We start from the raw sequence: 24,245 nt of genomic DNA, 5'->3' as shown, positions 1-24,245 counted from the left end.
ACCGCTCATCGCAAAACAAAAGGGCCGGAGGAGCAATCCCCCGGCCCTTTTCCTGTCACTCTGCGTTCAGCGCAGCTCGCGCCAGCCCTGATTTTCGTAGGTCCGGACAATGATTGTACGGTTGAAGAGCGGCAACAGAATGAACAGCCCGTTGGCCGTGAAGAAGCTGATGATTGCCCAGCCCCATGCGCCCTTCGCCGCGTAATAAATGAAACCGAAAAGAAAAGCCCAAAGCCTGTGAAGCGCGCCCAGAACGGGACGTTGCACACCAGAGCCAGAATTTTCCATGATGACAGCCATAGAACACCTTTCATGAACACATACCAAGACGTTCTATCTGCAATATATCCCGGCACAAACCAAGACCGAATACGGGCAGGGGCCGGGGAATTTCCATCCCCCGGCCCCTTTTTGTTTCAACACGCAAATCGTGCTTAATCGACCGCGATCAGATCGAGGATCTGGCGCGCCGCCGCCGGGATGTTGGTGCCCGGTCCGAAGATCGCCTTGACGCCTGCATCATAGAGGAACTGATAATCCTGCTGCGGGATCACACCGCCACAGATCACGATAATGTCTTCGGCGCCCTGCTCTTTCAGCGCTTCGATGAGCTTCGGAGCAAGCGTTTTGTGACCCGCCGCCTGCGAGGAAATCCCCACGATATGCACATCGTTGTCGATGGCGTCTTGAGCGGCCTCTTCAGGCGTCTGGAACAGCGGGCCAACGTCCACGTCAAAGCCAATGTCGGCAAAGGCGGTGGCGATCACTTTCGCGCCGCGGTCGTGGCCGTCCTGACCCATTTTGACGACGAGCATCCGCGGACGACGCCCGGCTTTCTCGGCAAAGGTCTCGACGTCTTTCTGGATCTGGGCAAAGCCCTCGTCGCCCTCATAGGCGGCGCCATAGACCCCCGCGAGCGTTTTCACCTCGGCACGGTGACGTCCGAATGCTTTTTCCATGGCCATCGAAATCTCCCCAACGGTTGCACGCGCACGGGCGGCCTCGACCGCCAGCGACAAGAGGTTGCCCTCGCCGGATTGTGCCGCCGCTTCCAGCGCGCCAAGGGTTTCCTCGACCTTGGCGGCATCGCGGGTCGCCTTGATCTTGTCGAGGCGGGCGATCTGGCTGTTGCGCACGGCGACGTTGTCCACGTCGAGAATGTCGATCGGGTCTTCCTTGTCCTTGCGGTATTTGTTGACACCGACGATCACCTCTTCGCCGCGGTCGATCATCGCCTGACGTTTCGCGGCGGTTTCCTCGATGCGGAGTTTCGGCATGCCGGAATTGACGGCCTTGGTCATGCCGCCCATCTCTTCGATTTCCTCCATCAGGGCCCAGGCCTTGTCGGCCAGTTCCTTGGTGAGGCTTTCGACGTAGTAAGAGCCTGCGAGCGGGTCGACCACATTGGTGATCCCGGTCTCTTCCTGCAAGATGAGCTGCGTGTTCCGGGCGATGCGCGCCGAGAACTCGGTCGGAAGCGCGATGGCCTCGTCCAGCGCGTTGGTGTGCAGCGACTGCGTGCCGCCCAGAGCCGCCGACATCGCCTCATAGGCGGTGCGAATCACGTTGTTATAGGGGTCCTGCTCTTGCAGCGACACGCCTGAGGTCTGGCAGTGGGTTCGCAGCATTTTGGACTTGGCGAGCTTCGGTTCGAACTCCTCCATCACGCGGGTCCAGAGATAGCGCGCGGCGCGTAGCTTCGCGGCCTCCATGAAGAAGTTCATGCCGATAGCAAAGAAGAACGACAGACGGCCCGCGAACTTGTCGACATCCATCCCCGCCTTGATCGCGGTGCGGACATATTCGCGCCCGTCGGCCAGTGTGAAGGCCAGCTCCTGCACGAGGTTCGCGCCCGCTTCCTGCATGTGATAGCCGGAGATCGAGATCGAGTTGAATTTCGGCATCTCGTTCGCGGTGAATTCGATAATGTCAGCGATGATCTTCATCGAGGGTTCGGGCGGGTAGATATAGGTGTTGCGCACCATGAACTCTTTCAGAATGTCGTTCTGAATGGTCCCTGCGAGCAAAGCGCGATCATGCCCCTGCTCTTCGCCCGTCACGATGAAATTGGCGAGGATCGGGATCACCGCGCCGTTCATTGTCATCGAGACGGAAACCTTGTCCAACGGAATGCCGTCGAACAGGATTTTCATGTCCTCGACAGAGTCGATTGCCACACCGGCCTTGCCGACATCGCCGACCACGCGCGGGTGATCGGAATCGTAGCCGCGGTGCGTCGCCAGATCGAAGGCCACGGACACGCCCTGCTGACCGGCGGCCAGCGCCTTGCGGTAAAACGCGTTCGATTCCTCGGCGGTCGAGAAGCCCGCGTACTGCCGGATGGTCCAGGGGCGGCCCGCATACATCGTCGCCTTCACGCCGCGCGTAAACGGCTCCAACCCCGGCGTATTGCCCAGATGCGCCATGCCTTCGAGATCGTCCTCGGCATAGAGCGGCTTGACCTTGATCCCCTCAAGCGTGTCCCACTCAAGGCTCTCAAGCGGCTTGCCACGAAGCTCCTTCTCGGCAAGCTCTTCCCATTTTTTCCTGTCCGTCATCGTCAGGCTCCTTCCCGTTTTCCTCTCATACCCCCGTGAGGGCACGTTCAACCTTGGTTTGGCCGTCCCGTCGCCCTATATAGAGGACACCCCGGGAGGACCGATGAAACAAATCTATCTCGCCGCCATCACAGCGCTTTTTCTGATCCCCGCCCCGCTTCTGGCGCAGGAGGACATAGCCGTGGAGGCGGAGGCAACTCCGCTGATCCAGAGCGCCGGAGACACCGAACTGTCCAGCTTCAAATGGCAGTCCCGCGTCATCGCCGTCTTCGCCGACAGCACGCTGGACCCGTCGTACAATGAACAGATCTCACTTCTCGAATCCCGTCCCGATGCCCTTCTGGAGCGTGACGTGGTGGTGCTCACCGACACCGACCCGGACCTCCGCTCGCCTTTGCGCACGGCACTCCGCCCGCGCGGCTTCGCGCTTGTGATCGTCGACAAGGACGGGCGCGTGATGCTCCGCAAACCCGACCCGTGGGACGTACGCGAGATTACCCGCGCCATCGACAAGACGCCGCTCCGGCAGCAGGAAATGGAAAGCGGACGCTGAGCTACTCGCGAAAATCCTCCGCCAGCGGAATGCGCCCGAAGGCGATTTTCGCCCCTGTATAGGGCACGTGATGCGGCGGCAGAAGACCGTAGCGCACCGTGTCCTGACCGAACCGCTGGTTGAGCCGGTCGATGGCCAGACACAGTGGCGCGCGATCCTGTGTGGGCGCGAAGAGATCGTCCATCACCCGCGCCTCCCGGATCAGCCCGCCCAGCGTCACGGAGACGGCTTTCGGTCGCGGACAGAGCGTCAACTCGGCCCAAAGCCCCGCCAAGATTTCCAAAAGAAAGAACGTGTCCTGCGTCGCGCGCAATGTGCTGTCGCGATATTGCCGCCTCTTGTCCCCGCCTTTGACGCTGATCGACAGGCTGCGGGCAAAGAACCCCTCGCGGCGCAAACGTGCCGCCGCTTTCACAAGCAGTCTCCGGGTCACAAGCCGCGCGCCCTCGGGCGTCGCGTTCGGTCCGGTCAGCACCTGCCCGTGACCGATCATGCCGCGTTTGGTCTCCGGCCAAACCACCGTCTCGCCACGCAGCTCGCGGAGAAACCGTTCGCCCGCGACGTTGCCCCAGATCGCCCGGGCACGTTTCGGCGCGATGTGGTAGAGCGTCCCCACATCCGCAATGCCCGCCGCTTCCAGCCGTGCTTTCATCCGCCAGGACACACCCGGCAAATCGTCCAGCCCCAGATGCGCGATCTTCTCCGGCAAAACCTCCGGCGTGAGCCAGTTGAGCCCCATCGGCTTTTCCAGCTCGGCGGCGATCTTCGCCAGAAGCCGCGTCGGCCCAAGCCCCACGGAACAGCGCAAGGCCGGACTGATTCCCAACACCGCCTGTTGCAACGACCGCCCGATTTCCAGAGCCTGGGACAGGTCCCGCTCCGATCCCATCAAAAGACAGGAACATTCGTCGATCGACCAGACCCGATGCACGGGAATAACCGTTTCCACCGCCTGCAAAATCGCATGATGATAGTCGACACAGATGTCGTGTTTGACGGGACGAAAGACGATCCCCGGACAAAGCTTCCGGGCCTCGTCCTGACGCGTGCCCATCCGCACGCCGCGCCGCTTGGCCTCGACACTCGCCGCGATACAGGCCGCATTCGGCGCGTCCGTTGTCAAAACGCCGACAGGCCGCCCCATCAGCGCAGGCTCCTCGGCCTGCGCCACGGAGGCGTAGTAGCTGTTCATATCGAAGAAAAGCGTCGAAACGCGCAGATGCGAAAGCTGGGACATGACCGGGCAGACGGGAGGGGGCAGACGCAATCAGACTAGAACAAAATGAGAACATTTGTCCAGTCTCTGCGTCTCGCCGCCCCGGATATGCCCGCCCGGCCACCATGGATTATTCGAACTCCATGATCACTTCATCAACGGCAAGGCTGTCGCCCGGTTTGGCGTTGATCTTGGACACCACCCCTTTGCGCTCGGCGCGCAGGATGTTTTCCATTTTCATCGCCTCGACCGTGCAGAGCGCCTGACCGTCCTGAACTTCGTCGCCAACCTCGACATTGACCTTCACCAGAAGGCCCGGCATCGGGCAGAGCAGGAGCTTCGAGGTGTCCGGCGGCAGCTTTTCGAGCATGTGTTTCGACAGCTCGGCTGCGCGCGGGCTGCGCACATAGACCTTGAGGTCCGCGCCGCGGTTGCGGATGCGGAAGCCGCCCGGAATGTCGCCGACCTTGAGCGTCAGCGTACCATGTTCCATGTCGATCAGGGCCAGCGTCTGCCCCGGCGTCCAGGAGCTTTCGATACGGTGACGGGTGTTGTTCACCAGAACGGTGGAACCGCGCTTGTCGGCCTCGACCTGCACCGGGAAATCATGACCGCCGATCTGCACCACCCAGTCGCCGCCGACATGGCGTTCGTGGTTGTCCATCCGGCCAGAGATCCGCGCCCGGCGCACTTCGGCCACCCGGTACATCGCCGCAACCGCCGCCGCGATCCGCTCAAGCTCCTCGTAGGGCAGTTCAACCCCCTGGAAGCCTTCGGGATATTCCTCGGCAATGAAGGCCGTGGTCATGTCGCCGGAGACGAATTTCTCGTGATCCATCACCGCCGAGAGGAACGGCAGGTTGTGACCGATACCTTCGACCTCAAACGCGTCGAGCGCATTGCGCATGTTCTCGATCGCGGTCAGACGGTTCGGGCCCCAGGTGCAGAGCTTGGCGATCATCGGGTCGTAATACATCGAAATCTCGCCGCCCTCATAGACGCCGGTGTCGTTGCGCACGACATTGGTCTTGGTGACGATCTCTTCCGGCGGACGGTATTTCGCCAAACGCCCGATGGAGGGCAGGAAGTTGCGATACGGGTCCTCGGCATAGAGACGGCTTTCCATCGCCCAGCCGTTGATTTTCACGTCGTCCTGAGTGATCGAAAGCGGCTCGCCATTGGCGATGCGGATCATCTGTTCGACAAGGTCGATACCGGTGATCAGCTCGGTGACCGGGTGTTCCACCTGAAGACGCGTGTTCATTTCGAGGAAGTAGAAATTCTTGTCGCCATCGACGATGAATTCCACGGTCCCCGCAGAGGTGTAGCCCACGGCCTTTGCCAGCGCGACGGACTGATCGCCCATCGCCTTGCGGGTGGCTTCGTCGAGGAAGGGCGACGGCGCCTCTTCGATGACCTTCTGGTTACGGCGCTGGATCGAACATTCACGTTCGTTGAGGTAAATGCCGTTGCCGTGCGCGTCGCAGAGCACCTGAATTTCGATGTGGCGCGGCTGGGTCACGAATTTCTCGATGAAAATCCGGTCGTCGCCAAAGGAGTTCGCGGCCTCGTTCTTGGACGACTGGAAGCCTTCGCGGGCCTCCTCGTCGTTCCATGCGATCCGCATCCCCTTGCCACCGCCACCGGCGGAGGCCTTGATCATCACCGGATAGCCGATCTCGTTGGAGATTTTCACCGCCTCGTCGGCATCCTCGATGAGGCCCATGTAACCCGGAACGGTGCTCACACCGGCTTCCTGTGCAATCTTCTTCGAGGTGATCTTATCGCCCATCGCCTCAATGGCTTTCACCGGCGGGCCGACAAAGGCCACGCCCGCGTCGGCCAGCGCCTCAGCGAATTTCGAGTTCTCGGACAGGAAGCCATAACCCGGGTGCACCGCCTGTGCGCCGGTCTGCTTGATCGCGTCCATCACCTTGTCGATGACGATATAGGACTGGTTCGCCGGCGGCGGGCCGATATGCACCGCCTCGTCGGCCATCGCCACATGCAACGCATTCTTGTCCGCGTCGGAATAAATGGCGACCGTCTTGATCCCCATCTTCTTGGCGGTTTTCATCACCCGGCAAGCGATCTCGCCGCGGTTCGCAATCAGGATCTTGTCGAACATGTCCTGCCCTCTCCCTTTCTCAAATCGGTCCGCCCCGGCCAGACGCGCCACGCGCCGGGCCGGAACTTGTCTCTTGGGTTACAGTCACGAAAAAAGCCCCCCGAACGCAAAGGTCCGGAGAGCTTTTCGATTTCATAGCGTCACGACGCGTGAGCGCGCCGGTCAGACGAATGGAATTAGTTGCAGACGCCCGCGTCGTCGCAATAGGTGCCCGCGAGCGCGCCGAGAGCCGCACCGGTGAGCACATTGTTGTCGGTCGCATCGGCCACGACGGCACCGGCAGCCGCACCGGCGAGGGCACGTTCACCGTCGGTCTGCATGCAGCCGGCGAGCGCCGCGACGGAGACAAGGGCGGAAACGAGAATGGATTTGCGCATTTTTCTGCTCGTGATTTGGTTGATACTGAGCGGATTCTAACGCAATCGCGCGCCGTCGCAAAGCCGTGAAATGCCCCGTCAAGCCCCTCGGCGGAAGAACGCCCAAGGTCAGGGAAAGAAAGGCGAGGGCCGTGCGGGGGAAGCACGGACCTCGCCAGAGGGGAAGGGTAACGGTTTTCAGAACAGGTCGACGGGTTGCTGGTCCCGTGCGGCCTGTGAGTAAGATGGACCCGCCCGGCCATGCTCACAAGGGCACGCCCGCCCTGCCCGCCATTTTCGGCAGCAGTTCGCGCAAACCCCGGAATGCCAAGCGAAATCCCGCGCATCAGTCGTCCATCTCCCCGTCGTAGTCGTCGTCGCCATTCCACATGGCGTCCCAGTCCGGCATCTCCTCATCCTCGTCTCCGCCTTCGGCAAAGATCTCGGGGAAGGCCGCCATCGCCCGTTTGACGTCGATCTTCAGAAGCGCCTCATAGGAGGCCGGGTCGAAAGTCTCGGGGTCGGCGGGCACCACTTCGCGACCGAAAAGCCAGGACAGCCGCCCGGCATCGAGGTTGCCGCGTTCGAATTCCTCTTCGCCGAAATGCGCCCAAAGCGCCGCCATGAACGCCGCATCGGCGCGTTTGTCCGCCGATTTGCGATCCTTGTAACGCTCAAGCCCCTTGAGCGGCGTCACTCCTTTGGGGTTCGCCCGCCGGATCGTGAACTGGTAATCCGAGCCCGGAAGCCGCCCCGGAAATCCCTTGTGTTTCAACATGTAGTCGCGTGCCATCAGCTCTCGCCCTCCTGCGGTCTGCGGGCGATCAGGTCGATCTCGACCAGAGCCCCCACGGCCAATGCGGTCACGCCCACCGTGGTGCGTGCCGGAAGCCTGTCTGAGGCGAAGTAGCTTTTGTAGGTCTCGTTGAACAGGGCGTAGTCGCGTTCGAACTCGGTGAGGAAGCAGCGGCATTGCACGATATGCTCCGCACCAAGCCCCAATTCGCCGAGAATGAGCAACAGATTGTCCATCACCCGCCGGGTCTGCGCTTCGATGCCTTCGGGCAGCGGCGCATCGGGCGCGGTGGGTTCGGTCGGCATCTGGCCAGTGAGGATCACCCAGCCGTCGTCCTCGACCGCGTGGGAAAACGGTGCGACCGGGCGCGGACCGTTGGAGAACATGTGGAATTTCGGAGCCATCTCAGAACGCCTCCCATTCACAACTGCCGCCCATTGGGCGATAGGCCTCGAAGACCTGCGCCACATCCGGGTCCGGCGTGCCGAATTCCGTCGGAGCGGAAGACAGGGAAATGACGATCATCGCGGGTTCCGGCGCGCTGATCCGCGGCAGGGCATAGCTCACGCAGAGCGACGACAGATCCGCTTCCAGCTCCTCATAGGACAGCCGCTCCAGATAGGCAGGCAGCTCGGGGGCGAGAAAGCGGAACCGTGCGGTCACCCCCATGGCGGGCTGGTCCATCACGGTCTCAAAGAATGTCACCGGCTGGCCCGAAGGTACGCTCAGCTCCTGCGCCTCAAGCGGGGCCAGTTCGGCAAAACCGGCAAAGGCCATGCCGGACGCCAGCGCGGCAAATGCGGACACACGTGCGATCATCTTTCACCCTCCCTGGCGAACCGGACCCAACGGGCGCGGTGATCTTGACTATCAAGGAGCGCACGAATGCACGCCTCGGTTTCGAATTTCGGAAACCGTCCGGCAACCATGCCGCCGGCGGTGATCTCAAGATCCTCCCCCCGCTCCGCCACCCGCACCACCGGAGCAAAGCCCCGAAGGTTTTGCAGGCTGCGCCACATGTCCTGGCGTACCTGAGAAGCGATGCGCGATTTGCGCAACACCGCGCCCCCTTCGATCACCGCCGTGGCGGCGACATCGAAACGTGCGGGCAGACGGCGCGCCAAGATCAGCGCGCCCTCGTCCTTCAGGATATGCCAGTCATGGCGGGCCATGGGATCACTCGCGGGTCACACGATCCCGCTCAAAGCGGAATGTTGTCGTGCTTTTTCCACGGGTTATCGAGCTTCTTGTTGCGCAGGGCCGCAAAAGCCCGGGCCACACGTTTGCGGGTCGAGCGCGGCTGGATCACCTCGTCGATGAAGCCACGTTCCGCCGCCACGAAGGGGTTGGCGAAGCGGTCTTCATAGTCCTTGGTGCGGGCGGCGATTTTCTCGGAATCGCCCAGTTCGGAGCGATAGAGAATCTCGGTCGCGCCTTTGGCCCCCATCACGGCGATCTCGGCGGTCGGCCAGGCGTAGTTCATGTCGCCCCGCAGGTGTTTCGACGACATCACGTCATAGGCACCGCCGTAAGCCTTGCGGGTGATCACCGTCACTTTCGGCACGGTCGCTTCGCCATAGGCAAAGAGCAGTTTCGCACCGTGCTTGATGACGCCGCCGTATTCCTGAGAGGTGCCCGGCAGGAAGCCCGGCACGTCGACCAGCGTCAGAACCGGAATTTCGAACGCATCGCAGAACCGCACGAACCGCGCCGCCTTGCGGGAGCTGTCGATGTCGAGACAGCCCGCGAGCACCATCGGCTGGTTCGCCACCACGCCGACCGTCTGGCCTTCGAGGCGGATGAAACCGGTGATGATGTTCTTGGCGTAATCTTCCTGAATTTCGTAGAAATCGCCCTCGTCCGCGATCGTGTGGATCACTTCCTTCATGTCGTAGGGCGTGTTCGCATTGTCCGGGATGATCGTGTCGAGCGCGTCGTCGATCCGGTCGGGCGCGTCGAAGAACGGACGCACCGGCGGTTTTTCACGGTTGTTGAGCGGCAGGAAATCGACCAGCCGACGCACTTCGGAGAGCGCTTCGATGTCATTGTCGAAGGCCCCGTCGGCGACGGAGGATTTCTTGGTGTGGGTGGAGGCCCCGCCCAGTTCCTCGGCGGTCACCACCTCATTCGTCACGGTTTTCACCACATCGGGACCGGTCACGAACATGTAGGAGGTGTCGCGCACCATGAAGATGAAGTCGGTCATCGCCGGCGAATACACGGCACCGCCCGCGCACGGCCCCATGATCACGGAGATTTGCGGCACCACGCCGGAGGCCATGATGTTGCGCTGGAACACTTCGGCATAGCCCGCAAGCGAGTCGACGCCTTCCTGAATCCGTGCACCACCCGAGTCGTTCAGGCCAATCACCGGCGCGCCGTTCTGCACCGCCATATCCATGATCTTGACGATCTTCTGGGCGTGAGTCTCCGACAGCGAGCCGCCGAACACGGTGAAGTCCTGCGAGAAGACATAGACCATGCGACCGTTGATCGTACCCCAGCCGGTGATCACGCCATCGCCGTAGAATTTGTTGTCCTGCATGCCGAATTCGGTGCAGCGATGGGTCTTGAACATGTCGAACTCTTCGAAACTGCCATCATCGAGCAGAAGTTCGATCCGTTCACGCGCCGTCAGCTTGCCCTTGGCATGCTGACTGTCAATGCGACGTTGTCCCCCTCCCAGGCGGGCGTTGTCGCGGCGATCGTGAAGTTCTTTAATGATGTCTTTCACGGGTAAGCCTCCTCGTCATTTCGCGGGCACCATATGCCAGCGAAATATTCTTTCAAAGCAAGTTCTGGCAGATTTGCAAAACATGCAAAATCATTGCGCTGAAAAATGCAAATCTGCAAGGTTTGCGCCCCCTCGAAACACCCTGCATCGCACAAACCAACGCCTGGGCTGTGCGAAAACAACAGCGGCCTGCGGCAGATTCCCCGTAGACAGATCGCAGCGCCCTCCTCATGGTGGCGCAATGTCGCAAAACCGCATTTCCTCTCCGGACCGCACACCGTCGGCCCGCCTTCTCGACCGCCGCACCCCGCCGCACATCCTGACCCTCGTGCTGATGGCCGGAGTCTCGGCCATGACGATGAACGTCTTCCTGCCAGCCCTGCCGGAGATGACCGACTATTTCGGCACGGATTACAGCGTCATGCAGCTTTCCATCGCGATCTTCCTCGCGGTGAACGCCGGGCTGCAACTGGTCATCGGTCCGCTTTCGGACCGGTTCGGGCGCCGCCCGGTGCTGATCGGTGGCATCCTGATCTTTCTCGCCGCCACACTCGGCGCCATCTACGCCCCCTCCGCGCAAGCCTTCCTCCTGATGCGCGCCGCCCAGGCCGGTATCGTCAGCGCCATGGTGCTCTCACGCGCCATCGTGCGCGACATGGTGCCCGGCGAAGAGGCCGCGCAGATGATCGCCTATGTCACCATGGGCATGTCTCTGGTGCCGATGGTCGCCCCCACGGTCGGCGGATTTCTCACCCATATCTACGGCTGGCAAAGCGCCTTCTGGCTGCTGTTCGGGGTCGGCTTTGTCCTTCTGCTCCTCGTGACCTTCGATGCAGGAGAAACCGCACCGAAAACCGGTGGTTCGATGAAGGACATGCTGCGCGGTTTCCCGGAGCTTCTGACATCCCAGCGCTTCCTCGGCTATGCGCTCTCCGCCGCCACCGCCTCGGGCGCCTATTTCGCCTTTCTCGGCGGCGCGCCTTTCCTCGGCTCCACGGTGTTCAATCTGACAGAAGACAAGCTCGGCCTCTACATGGCCGCCCCGGCGATCGGCTATTTCTTCGGCAATTTCATCGCCGGAAGATACTCCGCCCGTTTCGGCATGAACACGATGATCCTGATCGGCGCAGGCATCTGCGCCCTCGGCGTATTCGTCTCCCTCCTGACCTTCCTCGCAGACCGCGCAACCCCGATGAATTTCTTCGCCATGATCTCGCTCCTGGGCGCCGGAAACGGGCTGCAACTGCCCAATTCCATCGCCGGCTCGCTCTCCGTGCGTCCGCATCTGGCGGGCACGGCGGCGGGGCTCGGCGGCTTCATGTATATCGGTGGCGGAGCGGTGCTTTCGGCCTTCGCAGGCTCCGTCCTCAGCCCGGAAAGCGGCGGCACACCGCTTCTCGTCATCATGCTCTGCGCCTCGCTCTCCTCCATCGCGGCAGCCCTCTGGGTAGTGCTGCGCGAACGCAAGCTGATCCGCGAGGGCTGAGCGCGCTTTCCCCTCTTGTCAGAACGGGTTTGCACTGGCAAACCTCGTTTTGCAAAAGGGAAAGAGAGAAGAGCATGGCCCAGCAGAAACTCTATGCCGGCGCGAAGCTGCGCGAAACGCGGACCCGTCTCGGGCTGACGCAGCGGGCGTTCGCCGAAAAGCTCGGCGTCTCCCTGCCCTACCTCAACCAGATGGAAAACAACAACCGTCCGGTCTCGACCGGCGTGGTTCTGGCGCTGGCGCAGGAGTTCGGCTTCGATGTCACCGAACTCTCGTCGGGCGATGCCGAACGCATGGTCACCGACATGCGCGAAGCTCTGGCCGATCCGGTGTTCTCCGACGGCGCACCGCCTCTGGCCGATCTGCGCCTGGCCGCCTCGAACGCCCCCGCGCTCGCCCGCGCCTTCCTCGAATTGCACCGCGCCTATCGCCAGACGACCGAACGGCTCGCGTCGATGGACGAGGCTCTGGGTCGCGAAGACATGCCGTCGCGCCCCAGCCCTTGGGAAGAGGTGCGCGACTTCTTCCATTATTGCGACAATTATATCGACGCGGTCGACCGCGCCGCCGAGAATATCGCCCGCAATCAAACTCGCGGCCGCGATGTGATGAAAACCGCGCTCGACATGCTCGAACAGCATGGCATCACCGTGCGCAGCGGCGAACGCGACTTGCGGCATTTCGATCCGGAGTTGCGCGAACTGACGATCTCGTCACGCGCCTCGGGGGCCACCCGCCGCTTCCAGATCCTGCACCAGCTCGCCCTTGTCACGCAGGGCAAGCTGCTCGACGCCACGCTCGATCTGGCGCGCTTCCATTCCGACGAGGCCCGCGAGATCGCCCGCATCGGGCTTGCGAACTATTTCGCAGGCGCGGCACTGTTGCCCTACACGACCTTTCTGGAGGCCGCGCAGGAAACCCGGCACGATCTGGAGATGCTGGCCGAACGCTTCGGCGCCTCGATCGAACAGGTCGCGCACCGGCTCTCCACGCTGCAACGCCCCGGTGCCAAGGGGATCCCCTTCTATTTCGTGCGCGTCGATCAGGCCGGCACGATCACCAAACGTCACTCCGCCACGCGGCTGCAATTCGCGCGCTACGGCGGCGCCTGCCCGCTCTGGAACGTGCACCAGGCCTTTGAGCGCCCCGGTCATTTCCTGCGGCAACTGGCGGAGACGCCGGACGGGGTGCGCTATCTCTCGATTGCCCGCGACGTCTCAAAACCCGGTGGCGCCTTCCATGCGCCGGTGCGGCGCTATGCGATCAGCCTCGGCTGCGAGGTCACCCACGCCTCGGAACTGGTCTATGCCGACGATCTCGATGTCACCAAACCGGCGGCGTTCCAACCGATCGGCATCTCCTGCCGGATCTGCGAACGGCGCGATTGTCATCAACGCTCCGTACCGCCTCTGGAGCGGCGCCTGACCATCGACCCGAACAACCGGGGCACTCTACCCTATCGGATCGAGTGAATCTTTCGGTACGGCTGAGTATTTGGCCATCGGAAAACCAGCCGGAAGCGAGATGATCAAAAGACAAAACGCGCCCGAAACCGGACGCGTTTTTGTTTGCTTTTTCTGAAAAGTGGCGCGGTTGACGGGGCTCGAACCCGCGACCCCCGGCGTGACAGGCCGGTACTCTAACCAACTGAGCTACAACCGCGCAGTGCTTTTCAAAGCGTGCCCCTAAGGGCTATGTGAAGCAGCGATGGCGCGGTTGACGGGGCTCGAACCCGCGACCCCCGGCGTGACAGGCCGGTACTCTAACCAACTGAGCTACAACCGCTCGCTGCCGTTCCGGGACTTGCGCCCCGAAGCGTGAGGGGCGTTCTATGGGGAGTGCAGGGTCCCGTCAAGCCGGGAATCGCGAAAAAGTGTCGGGGCAGAAGAAAAAACTTCACGGTCTTTTCAGCACGGAGGATTTGCAGGAGAGACGGAGGGGAAATGGTGGGTCGTGAGAGGCTCGAACTCCCGACATCTTCGGTGTAAACGAAGCGCTCTACCAACTGAGCTAACGACCCGGTGGACCGTCGTCTAAGGGAAAACGCCGCGCCTTGCAAGAGGCAGACAGAGGGGCTGCGGGATTATCCCTGCGCCTTGCGCCAACCCGCCGCGCGCGCCTCGTCTTCGGAACAGAACCAGCGCTCGCCCTGTGCCTCGTTGATCCGCGTGCCGCCGTACCAGCGCCCGCCGGGCAGATGGTAGAGCTTGCCGGAACCGGAGATATTGCCCTTGATCGCGCAGGCTCCGGGCGGGGTTTGTTCCGGCTGTGCCCCACGTTTCTCAGCGCGGTAGGCCGAAGGCGCCTGCGCCCCCGCCCGCCAGAGCCCCTGCCCCTCGGCCCGAGCAACCTCTTCGAGCGCGACATAATCGCGGGCGTATTTCGCATAGGCATAGGCTGCGCCTGAGGCGACCAAGGCGGCGTTGATGTCCCCCGCCTTCGATGTGCAAACGGCGACAGTGCGGCCATAGCGGTCGGTGTCGCGGGCAACACAGCGCACCGATCCGACGGCCAGTTTCGCGAGCACCGCTTTCGACCATTGCCCACAAGCCCAGTCCTGCCCCCGCATGTCGGAACAGCTCTGCGACAGTTCCGGTGCGTCAATGCCGTAGAGCCGGATGCGGGTCTCGCCAATGGCCAGCGTGTCCCCGTCGATCACCCGCAGTGCACCATTGTCCGGCGTCGTCAGGATCGCGACTTCGGCAGGTTCTTCGGTCGCAGTCAAGTCAAGTCGGAGAGAGTTCGACGAAGATGGCAAAACTGTGTTCCGATCGCTCACGGCCTCGACCGTTTCAATCGGAAGCAGGGTCATCCCAAGACCCACCGCGGCCCATAGAGCCGCAACATATGGTATTCTACCCAACCTCACGCGCGATTTGTGCGCGATTTGTTCTCCGAATGCAAGAGGACGCGCAACCTGCCGGTTAACGCGCCCTCGCTCTCGAAATAGAGGCAGCCGTCACGCCGGAGCGGTCACAAGCCGGTAGATCTCATCCTTCAGATGCATCCGTTTCTTGCGCAACTCGGCCAGCGCCATATCCTCCATCGGCTGCACATCGGTTTCGGCGAGATGCACCTCGTCGTTCAAGGCGTCATACTCCCCGACCAAGGTCGCGAAATGCGCATCGCTTGCTTTGCGTTCAGTGATTTTTCCGGCCAGATCCGGAAAATCAGCGGCGAGTTGGTGCGGTGTATTGGACATGCGCGTCTCCTCAGTCTGATGGCCTTTGCTACAGTCTGGCCACAGAGGACGGCCACACGCCTTGACACGGATCAAGGGATACCCGGCTTGCTCCCTGTTCCGCACAACGAGGTGCAAATATGCAGCCGGACGCGTGCGCTTTGAGTGAATTGCCATCGCCGGGGCGAGGCTTCACTGTCCGCGCATGAGCGCACCCTCCCTGACCGCCCCCTCGAAATCCGTGACCGGCATTCTCTGGATGTTGTTCATGACGCTGTGCTTCGTCATGGTGAACGTCCTCGTGAAATATGTCGGCAACGGATTGCCCGTTCTGGAAAGCGCCTTCCTGCGCTTCCTGTTGGGCCTCGTCTTTCTCATCCCGGCGCTCGGCGCGGTGCGCAAGGTCCGCTTCACGCCGCGGATCTGGAAACTCACCTTCGGTCGGGCGCTGTTTCATGCTCTGGCGATGTCCTGCTGGTTCTATGCCATGACCCGCATCCCGATGGGGGAGGTCACCGCGCTGAACTTCATGAACCCGATCTACATCACTCTCGGCGCGGTGCTGCTGTTCGGCGAGCGGATCGCCCTGCCCCGGATTCTGGCGCTTGTGGTGGCCTTCCTCGGTGGGCTTGTCATCCTGCGCCCCGGGTTTCGCGAGATCGACCCCGGCCACCTGTCGATGATGCTCTCGGCCATGGCCTTTGCCGGGTCGTATCTGATCGCCGGACGGTTGGTGAAGGAACTGCCCGCCGCCGTCGTGGTGTTCCTGATGTCGGTGACCGTGCCCCTCGTGATCGCACCTTTCGCGTTTCTGCATTGGGAAACGCCAAGCCTGCATGAGCTGCTGCTGCTCTTTTTCACCGCCGCCTTCGCCACATTGGGCCATTACGCCATGACCCGCGCTTTCGCCTGTGCGCCGCAATCCGTGGTGCAACCGGTGGTCTTCGTCCAGTTGATCTGGTCGGTGAGCTTCGGCTATCTGCTGTTCGGCGAGGCGGTCGATCCCTACGTGATTCTCGGCGGCGCCATGATCATCGCGGCGATTTCCTTTATCACCTGGCGCGAAGCACGCAAGAAAGCCACTTAACCGCCCCGGATCAACCCTACAGCAATCGACCACATCACAAGCGCGATCCCACCATCGAGCACGCGCCAGGACGTCTCGCGTGCGAACACCGGTGCCAGCAGACGTGCCCCGAATCCCAGAGAAAAGAAGAAGGCAAAAGACGCCATGATCGCCCCCGTGGCGAATCCCGCGCGCGCCTCGGGAAACCGGGCGGAGATCGCGCCCAGAAGCACCACCGTATCGAGATAGACATGCGGGTTGAGCCAAGTGAGCACCAGTGCGGTCAGCACCACCGTTTTCAGGCTTTGCGCCCCCTGTGTGGCCGCTTCGAGATGCCCACCCCCGCGATAGGCGGCCAGCGCGGCCTTCGCACCGTAGAACATCAGGAACGCCGCCCCGCCCCAGCGCAGAATCGGCAAAAGCGGCGGAAAGGCCTCCGAAACTTGTGCGGAGGCGAAAACGCCCAGAGAGATCAGCAGCGCATCGGAAAGCGCGCAGACCAGCACCACAGGCAGCACATGCGCCCGCCGCAGCCCCTGCCGCAGCACAAAGGCATTCTGCGCCCCGATGGCAACGATGAGGCTGAGCCCCGTGAGAAAGCCGATGAGCGTGGCGTGCAACATGTGAAATCCTTTCCGGCATGGGGTAACCAGAGCGGAAAGATTAGACAAATTAATCTTTCTATGAACAAATTAGCCATGCTTAATCCATCCGATTACCCTGCCCTGAGTGCCCTCGCCGCCGTCCTGCGCCACGGCTCGTTCGACGCGGCGGCCCATGCGCTTTCCGTCACGCCCTCGGCGATTTCTCAACGGATCAAGGCCCTGGAGGAACGCATGGGCACGCCTCTGGTGCTGCGCGGCACACCGGCGCAGGGCACGGAGACCGGACGGCGGCTGGCGCGTCACATGGACGAGATCGGAATTCTGGAGGCACAACTCGCCCACGATCTCGGGCAAAACGATGGTCCTGCCCTACGCGTGCCGCTGGCGGTCAATGCCGACAGCCTCGCCACCTGGTTCCCCCCCGCCATGGCGAACCTGCCGGAGATGCTGTTTCAGCTCACGCTCGACGATCAGGACCACAGTGCCGACTGGCTCAAGCGCGGCGAGGTGATGGCCGCCGTCTCTGCACGCGATACGGCCGTTCCGGGCTGCGATCTGCATCCGCTCGGCGCACTGCGCTATCTTGCCGTCGCCACACCCGCTTTTGTGGCGCGGCACTTCCCCGAAGGCATCACGTCAGAGGCGCTGAGCAAGGCCCCCTCGCTTGTGTTCAATGGAAAAGACCGGCTTCAGGACAATTGGGTCAGCTCGCAAACCGGGCGGCGCATCGCCCTGCCTGCCCATCGTATCCCCTCGACGCAGGGCTTTGTCGATGCGGCCCTCACCGGGATCGGCTGGGGGTTGAACCCGGAGGTGCTTTTGCACCCGCATCTTGAAGCGGGCCGTCTCGTGCCCCTGTCCCCGGCTCCAACGGACATCGCGCTCTACTGGCATGTCTCGCGGCTCGCGGCCCCGATCCTTGCGCCGCTCACCGCCGCAGTCAGACAGGCCGCACGAACCGCGCTCATCTCATAAAAAACCCCGCGCAAGGCGGGGCTTTTTAAAGTCTTTTCAGACACGCTCAGAGCTGTTCGGCCACGTCGTCCGGCACATCGAAATTGGCCGTGACGGATTGCACATCATCGTCGTCTTCCAGCGTCTCGACGAGGCGCATCAGCTTCTGCGCCGTCTCGAGCCCCACCTCGGTGCGGTTCTGCGGTTTCCAGATCAGCTTGGACTCCTTGGACTCGCCCAGCACGGCTTCGAGCGCATCGGACACAGCCGCCAGATCGCCATCGACCGTATAGATCCAGTGACCTTCCTCGTCGCTTTCCACATCCTCGGCACCGGCCTCGATCGCGGCCATCATCACCGTGTCGGCATCCCCCGCTTCCGGCCCGTAGACAATTTCGCCCACGCGGTCGAACATGAAGGACACCGAGCCCGAAGTGCCGAGGTTGCCACCGGCCTTGGTGAAATAGGACCGCACGTTCGAGGCGGTGCGGTTCACGTTATCGGTCATGGTCTCGACGATGAAGGCGATGCCTTCCGGGCCATAGCCTTCGTAACGGATCTCGTCATAGCTTTCCGCATCGCCGCCCATGGCTTTCTTGATCGCACGGTCGATCACGTCTTTCGGACAAGACGCCGTTTTCGCCGTCTTCACCGCCAGACGCAGACGCGGGTTCTTTTCCGGGTCGGGATCGCCCATCTTCGCCGCCACGGTGATCTCCTTGGCGAGCTTGGAAAAGAGTTTGGAGCGGGCCGCGTCCTGGCGTCCTTTACGGTGCTGGATGTTTGCCCATTTAGAATGGCCTGCCATGTGGCGCCTCCGAAAATGTCGAGTGTGTGAGCTTTCGCGTCTCTATAAAGCAGCGCGCCCCCGACCTGCAAGGCCGCCACAGGCCTTTGCGCCCGTCTTTCTGATGGTTCAAATACTCAATTCCGCCCGAAATCGCCTCAAAGCGGCCAGATCAGCGGAATGACAGCCGAGGCAATAAGCCCGATGGTGAGGTTCAGCGGAATACCGACCTTCATGTAATCGGTGAATTTATACCCCCCCGGACCATAGACCATGGTGTTGGTCTGATACCCGATCGGCGTCGCGAAAGAGGCCGAAGCCGCGACCATCACGGCCACAACGAGGCCGCGCGGATCAAGCCCCATCGAATTCGCGAGCCCGATCGCGATCGGCGTCACCACCACGGCCACCGCGTTGTTCGACACCAGTTCGGTCAGGAAAGAGGTCATCAGGAAGATGGCCCAGACCACGAAGAACACCGGCAAACCATCGAGCAGAGGCGCGATCACATTCACGATCATCTCCACCGCACCCGAGGCATCGAGTGCCGCACCGACCGCGAGCATGGCGAAGATCAGCGCGAGCAAGCGCCCCTCGACAAAGGAAAACGCCTCATCCGCGTCGATGCAGCGGGTGACCAGAACCACCGCGACGGCAATCACCGAAAGCATCAGGATCGGTGCCACGCCAAGCGCGGCCAGCAACACGATGGAGAACATCGCCGCAAGGGCAATCGGCGCGTGGCTGCGATGATAGGCGCGCTCGGTCGGTTTCGACACATCGCCCATGTCCATATCGGTCGCGAGGCGCTGAATATCCGCCGGTGCGCCCTCGAGCAGAAGCGTGTCGCCGACGCGCACCACGAGGTCCTGGATCTGCTGGCCGAGGTTCTGGTTTCGGCGGTGCACCGCGAGCACATAGACGCCATAGCGACGCCGCAGACGCATCGAGGACAGCGACCGCCCGACCATCTTGCAGCCCGGCGTGATCAGCACCTCCATCGTGGTGGTCTCGACCGCCGACACCTGATCGACGCGCTTGAGAGATTTGTTGCGTTGCAGGCTCAGAAGCTCGGTGATCTTCGAGCGCAGCACGATCCGGTCCCCGACCTCGAGCGTCAGCCCGTCGAGTTCATGCCGGTAGGATTTGTCGCCGCGAATGACGTCGATCAGACGCACGCCCTCGCGTTTGAAAAGCTGCACACCGAGAACCTCGCGCCCGACCAGGTTGGACTCGGGCGGGATCACCGCCTCGGTGAAGAATTTCATCTTCGCCCGGTTCGACGACAGCATCGCCGCCAGACTGTCGCGATTGGGCAAGAGATGCCGTCCGAACAGCGCCAGATAGAGCATCCCCCATGCCGTCACCACCAGCCCGATGGGCGCAATCTCGAAAATCGTGAAGGGCGCCATGCCCTGCGCCCGGGCCACACCGTCGACCAGCAGGTTGGTCGAGGTCCCCAGAAGCGTGATCGTGCCCCCCATGATCGCAGAATAACTCAGCGGGATCAGAAGTTTGGAGGGCGCAATGCCGAGCTTGCCGGAGAGCTGCACGAAGACCGGGATCATCACAACCACGACCGGCGTATTGGCGACAAAGGCCGAGAGCACCACCACCACGGCCAGCAACATGGCAATGGCCACGGAGGGATGGGTCTCGGCATAATTCCCGGCCTGACGAGTGAACCATTCGAGCCCCCCGGTGCGCACCAACGCCCCCATGACGATGAACATCGCGGCGATGGTCCAGGGCGCAGGGTTCGACAGGACCTTGAGCCCCGCATCATAAGGCAGGATGCCCAGAACGATCATCAGGGCCGCCCCCGTGATCGCCACAACCTCCGTCGGGAAGATCTCGCGCACGAACATGGCGAACATGAGGCCCACGACGACAAGCGCAAGCACCGCCTCGGTCGTCTCGCTGAAATGAAACAGTTCCATGGGGCCCCGTGCGCTGTGGTCTTCGGCACCAATATGCCCGCCCCGCCCACCGGGGCACAAGCGTCAAAACGCCTCGTCCAAGGACGGAAATTCCGGCCAAACAGTCAAAAACGCGAAGAATTTTCCAGCAAATCCGGTTACGGCGCACTCTGCTCCAGACGCCCGCCGACGCGAATCTGCTTCACGCGCGTGGCTTTGCCGGTGCGATCATCGGTCTCGACATAGACGCCCGACAGTGTCGCCTCGCCCTTTGCGGGCTCGAACCGCCCCTTGCCCATGCCAGTGACAAACCGGCGCAGCGGCTCGGCCTTGTCCATGCCAATCACCGAATTGTAATCGCCACACATGCCCGCATCAGTCAGATAGGCCGTGCCCCCCGGAAGGATCTGCGCGTCGCCCGTGCAGACATGGGTATGGGTACCGACCACGACGGACGCCTTGCCGTCGCAAAAATGCCCCATGGCCATCTTCTCCGACGTCGCCTCGCAATGCACATCGACCAGAATCGCCTGCACCGCGCCGCCCAGCTTGTGGGTCATGAACACCTGATCCATCGCCGAAAACGGATCGTCGAAGGCGCGTTTCATGAACACCTGCCCAAGGATCTGCGCCACGAGGATACGCCGCCCGCGCCGATCCTCAAATATCCGCACCCCGCGCCCCGGCGCCGTCTTGGCGAAATTGATCGGCCGCACGATGCGGGTTTCGCGTTCGCAAAACTGCATCATGTCCTTCTGGTCGAACGCATGATCGCCTAGCGTCAAGCAATCGACCTCCGCCGCAAGCAACTCTTTCGCATGATCGCCCGAAAGCCCCATGCCATTGGTCGCATTCTCGCCGTTGACCACGACGAAATCGAGACCCCAGTCCTTGCGCAACTGCGGCATGCGCTCCATGACGGCCTTGCGCCCGGCGCTGCCGACAATATCTCCGAGAAACAGGATTTTCATGGCGTCAGCCATAAGACCCAGCGCGGCCACGCGCAAGACAGCCCGTTTCCTTTGTGCCGGAAATACTCGAAAATGCGCGCTCAGACGTCGCGAAACCGGCTCAGAAGCCCATGCGACGCCTGCATCATCATCACCGCATCTATCCCCAGAGCGGTAAAGCGCGTGCCCGTCGCGATGGAGCGTTCGAGCAACGTCTCGTCCACCGTCACGATCCCAGAAGGCACACCCAGTGCCTTAAGCCGCGCAATCGCCCCTTCGACCGCCGCCTGCACTTCGGGCGCCGCAAGATTGCCCGGATACCCCAGATCGGCGGCAAGATCGGCCGGGCCGATAAACACCGCATCCACGCCTTCGACCGTGGCAATCTCTTCGAGCGCCTCAAGAGCCGCGCGGGTTTCGATCTGGACGATCAGGCAAAGCTCGTCCTTCGCCTTCGCGCCATACTCCGCAATCGCGCCGTATCGCCCGGCCCGTGTCGCACTGTTGTAGCCGCGCACACCCTCGGGGGCGAAGCGCATGGCGGATACGGCGGCGCGGGCCTCCTCGGCGGAATTGATCATCGGCACCATCAGGGTTTGCGCGCCCTGATCGAGGTGGCGTTTGATCAATGCGGTGTTAAGTTCACAGACGCGCACCACCGCCGAACAGGCCGGATACCCCGCGACCACCTGAAGGCAGGGGCGCACCTCGGGCACATCGAAGGCACCGTGTTCACCGTCGATCAGCACCCAGTCATAGCCCGCTGCGGCCAGAAGCTCCGTCATGTCCGGCCCGCCGAAGGTCTGCCAGACACCCCATTGCTGCCGCCCCTCCTTGAGGGCCTGTTTGAACCGGTTGACGGGAAGTTCCATGGCGTTCTCTTTCAAAAGATGAGCACGTCGCGCGCATTAAAACGTAAGCACTTCGCGCTCGGTCACAATCGCATCGAGCGGCGCGTCGGTCGGTTCGACCGGCAGGTCCGCCAGCTCCTGCGCCGCATAGACCAGACCGACGGCGAAGACCGGCCCCGAGGCCCGCAGCTTCTCCAGCGTCCGGTCATAGAAGCCGCCGCCATAGCCCAGCCGGTGCCCCGCCCGGTTGAACGCCAGCATCGGCACGATCACCACTTCCGGGATTACAGGCTCGGACTGCGCCGGGATCAGCGCGCCGAACGCGCCCTCCACCATCGCACCCTCTGGCGTCCAGCGGTCGAACCGCAAGGGTTGCGCCCTGGCCTCCACCACCGGCACGGCGACGGGGCCGCGCCCATGCAGAACGCTCATCGCCGGGCGCGGGTCGATCTCGCTGCCCAAAGGCATGTAGCCTGCCGTCACCTTGCCTTTATGCGGGGTCAGGAACCCCAGAAGCATCTTGGTTGCCTGATCCGCAGCGCCCAGATCCTGCGCATGCGCCAAATCCCGTGCCGCTTTCGCCCGTTGGCGCAATTGCGCCTTCACATCCCGAATATCGTTCACAGCAGCACCACACCGGCCAGCCCGAGAAAGGCAAAGAACCCCACAACATCGGTCACCGTCGTCACGAACGCCCCCGAAGCCAGAGCCGGATCGACCCCAGCGCGCTCCAGCAGCACCGGCACCCCGATGCCGGCCAGCCCCGCAATCACCAGATTGATCACCATGGCCGTACCGATCACCGCGCCCAGCGCCGGAGACCCGAACCAGACGATTCCCACCACCCCCATGATCACGGCAAACACCAAGCCGTTGGCGAGCCCCACAAGCACCTCGCGTCGGATCACGCGCCAGACGTTCGCGCCGGTAAGGTCGCGCGTCGCGATGGCGCGCACGGCCACCGTCAGCGCCTGCGTGCCCGCATTGCCGCCCATCGAGGCGACGATGGGCATCAGAACCGCCAGAGCCACGAACCGCGCGATCGTATCTTCGAACTGGGCGATCACCATGGAGGCGAGGATCGCCGTCACGAGGTTGACCGCCAACCAAGGCAGACGCTGTTTCACCGTATCGCTCACCCGGTCGGCCAGAGAGCCTTCGCCGACACCGGCGAGGCGCATGATGTCCTCTTCGTGTTCCTCATCCAGGACGTTCATCGCGTCGTCGATGGTGATCACCCCCACCACCCTGTCGTTCTCGTCGAGAACCGGGGCAGAGATCATGTGATACTGGTTGAACGCATAGGCCACGTCGGTTTCGCTCTCATCGACGCGGAAGGTGCGAAACCCCGGCTCCAGCAATTCGATCAGCGGCTGACTGCGCGGCGCACCGAGGATCTTGCCGAGCGTCACGTGGCCGACGGGGTGCATCTTCGGATCGGTCAGCACCATGTGGTAGAAATCGTCCGGAAGTTCCTCCGCCTCGCGCATGAAATCAATCGCCTGCCCGACGGTCCAGTGTTCCGGCCCCATCACGACCTCGCGCTGCATCAGACGACCGGCGGAGAACTCCGGATAGGACAGGGATTTCTCGACCGCAAGACGATCAACATCCTCGAGGCTCGCGAGAACCGCTTCCTGCGCCTCCTCGTCGAGATCCTCCACCAGGTCGACGACGTCATCCGATTCCATGTCCCGGACCGCTTCGGCCAGAACTTCGGGCTTGAGGACGTGGATCACCTCGTCGCGGATGCCCTCGTCAAGCTCCGACAGGATCTCCCCATCGAATTCCTCGCCATAGAGCAGAATCAGCCGCCGCCGGTCATAGGCGTTCACCTGTTCGAGCATGTCGGCGATGTCGGCAGCGTGCAGCGGCTCCATCAGCTCGATCAGCTTCGCCCGATCCCCGGTGTCCACCGCAAACAGAATGGCGCTGAGCACCTTGGCGCTCAACGTGTAGCCGTCCTCCTCGAGATCGGCTTCCTCTTTGATATCCGCGTTGTCTTCGACCATACCCTGCCCGTTTGCTCGTCACCCCGGACCTTATGACAGCTTCCTTGCGAGAAACAGGGGCAAGATTGATTTACCTTGCCTCGCCCAGCGCCT

Annotated in this window: 24 protein-coding genes and 3 tRNA genes; 5 read left to right on the top strand and 22 right to left on the bottom strand. The window is 62.4% G+C overall.

Translation table 11 applies throughout. From position 1 onward, the window contains the following. Nucleotides 1–66 precede the first annotated feature (66 nt). Both CEW89_RS19225 and scpA read right to left on the bottom strand, forming a co-directional pair. On the bottom strand, nt 67–300 hold the full coding sequence (locus CEW89_RS19225) for a hypothetical protein (RefSeq protein WP_066705768.1): 234 nt from the start codon (nt 298–300) through the stop codon (nt 67–69). 134 nt (nt 301–434) lie between these two features. Next, nucleotides 435–2,558, bottom strand: coding sequence for a methylmalonyl-CoA mutase (scpA, locus tag CEW89_RS19220; RefSeq protein WP_066705770.1), 2,124 nt, complete (start codon nt 2,556–2,558; stop codon nt 435–437). Nucleotides 2,559–2,661: 103 nt separating this feature from the next. Here scpA and CEW89_RS19215 point away from each other — a divergent pair, with 103 nt between their 5' ends. After that, nucleotides 2,662–3,111 carry a DUF4174 domain-containing protein gene (locus CEW89_RS19215; protein WP_066705772.1) on the top strand — a complete coding sequence of 150 codons (450 nt, stop codon included), beginning with the start codon at nt 2,662–2,664 and terminating at the stop codon, nt 3,109–3,111. Nucleotide 3,112: 1 nt separating this feature from the next. On the opposite strand, the gene CEW89_RS19210 is transcribed toward CEW89_RS19215, so the two are convergent. The 8 genes from CEW89_RS19210 to CEW89_RS19175 form a co-directional block, all read right to left on the bottom strand. Further along, complete coding sequence (locus tag CEW89_RS19210) at nt 3,113–4,348, bottom strand: Y-family DNA polymerase (RefSeq protein WP_096806992.1); 1,236 nt, start codon at nt 4,346–4,348, stop codon at nt 3,113–3,115. 109 nt (nt 4,349–4,457) lie between these two features. After that, entirely contained in the window at nt 4,458–6,455 is a 1,998-nt protein-coding gene (locus tag CEW89_RS19205) for an acetyl-CoA carboxylase biotin carboxylase subunit (protein ID WP_066705776.1), read from the bottom strand. A 176-nt stretch (nt 6,456–6,631) separates the two neighbouring features. After that, complete coding sequence (locus CEW89_RS19200) at nt 6,632–6,832, bottom strand: glycine zipper 2TM domain-containing protein (protein WP_066705778.1); 201 nt, start codon at nt 6,830–6,832, stop codon at nt 6,632–6,634. 325 nt (nt 6,833–7,157) lie between these two features. Continuing rightward, entirely contained in the window at nt 7,158–7,589 is a 432-nt protein-coding gene (locus CEW89_RS19195) for a hypothetical protein (RefSeq protein WP_066705867.1), read from the bottom strand. Nucleotides 7,590–7,603: 14 nt separating this feature from the next. Further along, complete coding sequence (locus tag CEW89_RS19190; protein ID WP_096806991.1) at nt 7,604–8,011, bottom strand: RidA family protein; 408 nt, start codon at nt 8,009–8,011, stop codon at nt 7,604–7,606. Nucleotide 8,012: 1 nt separating this feature from the next. Beyond that, on the bottom strand, nt 8,013–8,426 hold the full coding sequence (locus CEW89_RS19185; RefSeq protein ID WP_198403460.1) for a DUF6497 family protein: 414 nt from the start codon (nt 8,424–8,426) through the stop codon (nt 8,013–8,015). Next, the gene (locus tag CEW89_RS19180; protein ID WP_096806990.1) at nt 8,423–8,779 is read right to left on the bottom strand and encodes a hypothetical protein; all 357 of its coding nucleotides are present in this window, start codon (nt 8,777–8,779) and stop codon (nt 8,423–8,425) included. Before CEW89_RS19180 ends, CEW89_RS19185 begins: the two co-directional genes overlap by 4 nt. A gap of 29 nt (nt 8,780–8,808) precedes the next feature. Then, nucleotides 8,809–10,341 (bottom strand): acyl-CoA carboxylase subunit beta, encoded by a 1,533-nt coding sequence (locus CEW89_RS19175; RefSeq protein WP_096806989.1) that lies wholly within the window; start codon nt 10,339–10,341, stop codon nt 8,809–8,811. 241 nt (nt 10,342–10,582) lie between these two features. On the opposite strand from CEW89_RS19175, the gene CEW89_RS19170 reads away from it, so the two are divergent. After that, complete coding sequence (locus CEW89_RS19170; protein WP_096806988.1) at nt 10,583–11,827, top strand: multidrug effflux MFS transporter; 1,245 nt, start codon at nt 10,583–10,585, stop codon at nt 11,825–11,827. A gap of 74 nt (nt 11,828–11,901) precedes the next feature. Beyond that, nucleotides 11,902–13,299 carry a helix-turn-helix domain-containing protein gene (locus CEW89_RS19165; protein WP_096806987.1) on the top strand — a complete coding sequence of 466 codons (1,398 nt, stop codon included), beginning with the start codon at nt 11,902–11,904 and terminating at the stop codon, nt 13,297–13,299. A 113-nt stretch (nt 13,300–13,412) separates the two neighbouring features. Here the strand turns inward: CEW89_RS19165 and CEW89_RS19160 are convergent. The 5 genes from CEW89_RS19160 to CEW89_RS19140 all read right to left on the bottom strand — a co-directional run bounded on the left by CEW89_RS19160 (nt 13,413) and on the right by CEW89_RS19140 (nt 15,029). Then, nucleotides 13,413–13,489, bottom strand: a tRNA-Asp gene (locus CEW89_RS19160). A gap of 46 nt (nt 13,490–13,535) precedes the next feature. Continuing rightward, nucleotides 13,536–13,612, bottom strand: a tRNA-Asp gene (locus CEW89_RS19155). Nucleotides 13,613–13,771: 159 nt separating this feature from the next. Continuing rightward, nucleotides 13,772–13,847: transfer RNA gene (locus tag CEW89_RS19150), tRNA-Val, on the bottom strand. A 63-nt stretch (nt 13,848–13,910) separates the two neighbouring features. Further along, nucleotides 13,911–14,552 carry a thermonuclease family protein gene (locus tag CEW89_RS19145; RefSeq protein ID WP_066705874.1) on the bottom strand — a complete coding sequence of 214 codons (642 nt, stop codon included), beginning with the start codon at nt 14,550–14,552 and terminating at the stop codon, nt 13,911–13,913. A gap of 234 nt (nt 14,553–14,786) precedes the next feature. Continuing rightward, complete coding sequence (locus tag CEW89_RS19140; RefSeq protein ID WP_096806986.1) at nt 14,787–15,029, bottom strand: HP1242/YdcH family protein; 243 nt, start codon at nt 15,027–15,029, stop codon at nt 14,787–14,789. 184 nt (nt 15,030–15,213) lie between these two features. On the opposite strand from CEW89_RS19140, the gene CEW89_RS19135 reads away from it, so the two are divergent. Then, nucleotides 15,214–16,095 (top strand): DMT family transporter, encoded by an 882-nt coding sequence (locus CEW89_RS19135; protein WP_066705796.1) that lies wholly within the window; start codon nt 15,214–15,216, stop codon nt 16,093–16,095. On the opposite strand, the gene CEW89_RS19130 is transcribed toward CEW89_RS19135, so the two are convergent. Then, nucleotides 16,092–16,697 (bottom strand): LysE/ArgO family amino acid transporter, encoded by a 606-nt coding sequence (locus tag CEW89_RS19130; protein WP_198403459.1) that lies wholly within the window; start codon nt 16,695–16,697, stop codon nt 16,092–16,094. The two genes, CEW89_RS19135 and CEW89_RS19130, sit on opposite strands and share 4 nt — an antisense overlap. Before the next feature lie 75 nt (nt 16,698–16,772). Between CEW89_RS19130 and CEW89_RS19125 the strand changes: the two genes are divergently transcribed. Continuing rightward, nucleotides 16,773–17,654, top strand: a complete 882-nt coding sequence (locus tag CEW89_RS19125; protein ID WP_096807307.1) for a LysR family transcriptional regulator ArgP — start codon at nt 16,773–16,775, stop codon at nt 17,652–17,654. A 46-nt stretch (nt 17,655–17,700) separates the two neighbouring features. On the opposite strand, the gene CEW89_RS19120 is transcribed toward CEW89_RS19125, so the two are convergent. The 6 genes from CEW89_RS19120 to mgtE form a co-directional block, all read right to left on the bottom strand. Further along, nucleotides 17,701–18,441, bottom strand: a complete 741-nt coding sequence (locus CEW89_RS19120; RefSeq protein ID WP_066705797.1) for a YebC/PmpR family DNA-binding transcriptional regulator — start codon at nt 18,439–18,441, stop codon at nt 17,701–17,703. A gap of 137 nt (nt 18,442–18,578) precedes the next feature. Next, a complete protein-coding gene (locus tag CEW89_RS19115; protein WP_096806985.1) occupies nt 18,579–20,360 on the bottom strand; it encodes an SLC13 family permease in 1,782 nt (593 codons plus the stop codon). A gap of 137 nt (nt 20,361–20,497) precedes the next feature. After that, nucleotides 20,498–21,310, bottom strand: coding sequence for a TIGR00282 family metallophosphoesterase (locus CEW89_RS19110; protein WP_096807306.1), 813 nt, complete (start codon nt 21,308–21,310; stop codon nt 20,498–20,500). Between the two features lie 80 nt (nt 21,311–21,390). Beyond that, nucleotides 21,391–22,161 (bottom strand): HpcH/HpaI aldolase family protein, encoded by a 771-nt coding sequence (locus CEW89_RS19105; protein WP_096806984.1) that lies wholly within the window; start codon nt 22,159–22,161, stop codon nt 21,391–21,393. A gap of 36 nt (nt 22,162–22,197) precedes the next feature. Then, entirely contained in the window at nt 22,198–22,764 is a 567-nt protein-coding gene (locus tag CEW89_RS19100) for a 5-formyltetrahydrofolate cyclo-ligase (protein WP_066705801.1), read from the bottom strand. Then, nucleotides 22,761–24,152, bottom strand: a complete 1,392-nt coding sequence (gene mgtE / locus CEW89_RS19095; RefSeq protein WP_066705803.1) for a magnesium transporter — start codon at nt 24,150–24,152, stop codon at nt 22,761–22,763. The genes CEW89_RS19100 and mgtE overlap by 4 nt, the downstream gene beginning before the upstream one ends. Nucleotides 24,153–24,245: the final 93 nt, after the last annotated feature.

The sequence above is a fragment of the Celeribacter ethanolicus genome, from assembly GCF_002407265.1.
Taxonomy (GTDB): domain Bacteria; phylum Pseudomonadota; class Alphaproteobacteria; order Rhodobacterales; family Rhodobacteraceae; genus Celeribacter; species Celeribacter ethanolicus.
This window is presented reverse-complemented; position numbering and strand designations above follow the sequence as displayed.